We start from the raw sequence: 2,721 nt of genomic DNA on the forward strand, positions 1-2,721 counted from the left end.
AGCCACCGACGAACCTTCCGATCAGCCCGTGGCGCCCCCGAACCAACCATCTGGCCAGCCCCCGATCGGGGCCGCACACCACACCACCAGATCAGACCAGCAGCCGGCCCAACCGGACCACTTGGGTCACGCCCCTGGCCAAGCACTGAGCAGACCCGCCAGCCGACCAGATCACCCAGCCAGATCGCCCAGCGGAGCCACATCCCCAGCCCATTGGCACGCCATCGACCGACCCGCCCAGCAGGACGACAGATCACACCCCCGGCCTCCCGACCAGGCCACTTGATCCAACCAGCGGGTCACGCCCCCGGCCAGATCACCCGGCCGGATCGCCTAGCGGGGCCGCACATCACACCCCCAGCCCCCATCGGCACGCCAGCCCAGCAGGACGGCAGATCACACCTCCAGCCAATCCACCGGCCCACCGATCAGCACCCAACCGGACCACTTGGCCGACCCGGCGGGGCCGCTAGGCAGACCCGCCAACCGACCGCCCACCAATCCGGCGGTCAGGTCCCATCCAGGCCACCCGACCGGACCGCTCAGGCGGGCCGCAGGTCGTGCCCGCGACCAGAGCACCGGCCAGGCTATTCTTCGAGCCGCTGATCAGGCTGCGCATCGTGCTGCCGGCCGGGGCGCATGTCGTGGACCTCGGTCGGCAGGCCGGGCGTCCGGCGCTCCGCCCTGGGGAAGAGGTTGATCTGCGCTTCGGCGATCCTGGCCCCCGTCGTCGCGTCGGCCCTGGCCCTGACGCTCACCCGGTAGGGAGCGATCAGCTCCTCGATCCTCTTCGCCAGCCCTTTCAGTTCCTCCGCGTCCACCAGCAGAATCGAACGCATCCAGATGGCCGCGTCCCGCCACTCGACGGCCTCCCTCTCCCGATGCGCCAGCGCCCGCGAGACCTCGTCGTCGGCGCTTGCCCGGAAGGCCCTGATCAGCAGGTCCTTCGCCGCCCGCACCTCCGGCTCGTCCTCCGGCTCGGGAGTGACCGACATCCCCCGGTCGCGGGCCTGCCACACGCGCTCCCGGCCGTCGCCGCGCGGCGGCGCGTCCTCCACGAAGCCGTACTTCGCCAGCATCCGCAGGTGGTAGCTGGCCGCGCTGGGTGTCACCCCCACCACTTCGGCGACCTCGGTCGCCGTCGCCGCGCCCTCGATCTGCAGCCGGGTCAGCATGGCCAAGCGGGCCGGATGCGCGAGGGCGCGCATCGCCTTCGGATCGCTGAGTGCCATCGGCCGGTGCCCCGTCATGTGCAAACCGTACCCGTCCGCCGATCTGAAGCGTTGCCTTCGTAATAATGAAGCATTATCTTCACAACTATGAAAGATATCTTTCACGATTCACCGCGCCCGGATCCGGCCACCACCACCGCCCCCACCCCTGAGCCACCGCTCAGAAGGCAACGCGACTACCGCCTCTACTGGACCGCGCGGACGATCTCGCTCAGCGGTTCGGAGGTCTCCCGCCTGGCCATCCCGCTCACCGCGGCGGCGCTGCTGGGCAGTTCGTCCTTCGAGATGGGGGCGCTGACGGCCGCGTCGACGCTCCCGCATCTGCTGTTCGGGCTGGTCGCCGGCGTGGCCGCGGACCGGATGGCCCGGCGCAAGCCCTTGATGATCGGCTGCGAGCTGATGGCCGCGGCCACGGCCGCCACCGTGCCACTGTTCTGGTACCTGGGCGTACTGTCGGTGCCCTACCTGCTCACGGTGGCCTTCGTGGTCGGAGCCTGCACGGTCTTCTTTCGGGCGGCCGACTTCCCGTACCTGCTCGCCGTCGTGCCCCCGTCCCAGCGCACCGAGGCGATCGCCGGGGCCCAGGCCACGCAGTCCGTCGCCTCGGTCGGCGGCCCGGGCCTGGGCGGCGTGCTGGTCCAGGCGCTCAGCGCGCCGCTCGCCGTACTCGCGGAGGCCATAGCCTTCCTGGTCTCCGCGGCGCTGCTGCGCTCGATACGGGCCACCGAGCGGCACACCCCCGCCGCCCCCCAGGGCATGTGGCGCGACATCAAGCACGGCCTGCACCTGAGCCTCGTCAACCCGATCCTGCGCGCCCTCCTCGGCGCCGGCGCGACGCACAACTTCTTCGCCAGCGCCTACATAGCGATCTTCATGCTCTATGCCCTCAACGAGCTGGACCTGCCGTCCGGACTGATCGGCGGCCTCACCGCCTGTTTCGGGATCGGCGGCATCCTCGGCGCGATCATCGTCCCGCGCCTGGTCCGCCGCTACGGCAACGAACGCGTACTGCTCGGCTCGGTCCTGCTCTTCCCCAGCGACTATGTGGTCGTGGCCCTCACCGGCGGTTCCCTGCCGGTCAAGGCCGCGCTGCTCGGCTCGGCCTCCATCGCCGTGGGCATCGTCATCGTCTCATTCGCGACCTGTATGAACACGCTGATGGCACGCGAGACGCCGCCCGAGTACATCGGCCGCGTCAGGGCCACCTCGGCGTTCGCCACCCAAGGCGTCCTCACCATAGGCGGTCTGGTCGGCGGCGTACTCGGCGAACTTTTCGGCCTGCGCCCGGTGATCTGGATCTGCGCCGCGGGCGGCCTCCTCGCCATCCCCTGCATCTGGCTCTCCCCGCTCCGCCACGCACCGCGCCCGTGACCCTCTGCATCCCCTGTGTACAACGCCGCTTCGCCATCCACAGAATCCCGTTCACCCGCTCCTCGCCTCTGCCCCCTCGGCCACCCTTACGAAGGTGAACCACACCACCGAAACACCC

Annotated in this window: 2 protein-coding genes; one reads left to right on the forward strand and one right to left on the reverse strand. The window is 70.1% G+C overall.

Annotated features, from left to right (window positions below; all coding sequences use genetic code 11):
- Window positions 1-587: 587 nt before the first annotated feature.
- The gene (locus tag C1I98_RS37585; RefSeq protein ID WP_111172012.1) at window positions 588-1,250 is read right to left on the reverse strand and encodes an ArsR/SmtB family transcription factor; all 663 of its coding nucleotides are present in this window, start codon (window positions 1,248-1,250) and stop codon (window positions 588-590) included.
- A gap of 69 nt (window positions 1,251-1,319) precedes the next feature.
- Here C1I98_RS37585 and C1I98_RS37590 point away from each other — a divergent pair, with 69 nt between their 5' ends.
- A complete protein-coding gene (locus C1I98_RS37590) occupies window positions 1,320-2,603 on the forward strand; it encodes an MFS transporter (protein ID WP_111172013.1) in 1,284 nt (427 codons plus the stop codon).
- The last annotated feature ends 118 nt before the right edge of the window (window positions 2,604-2,721 follow it).

This window comes from Spongiactinospora gelatinilytica (assembly GCF_003236385.1).
Lineage (GTDB): Bacteria > Actinomycetota > Actinomycetes > Streptosporangiales > Streptosporangiaceae > Spongiactinospora > Spongiactinospora gelatinilytica.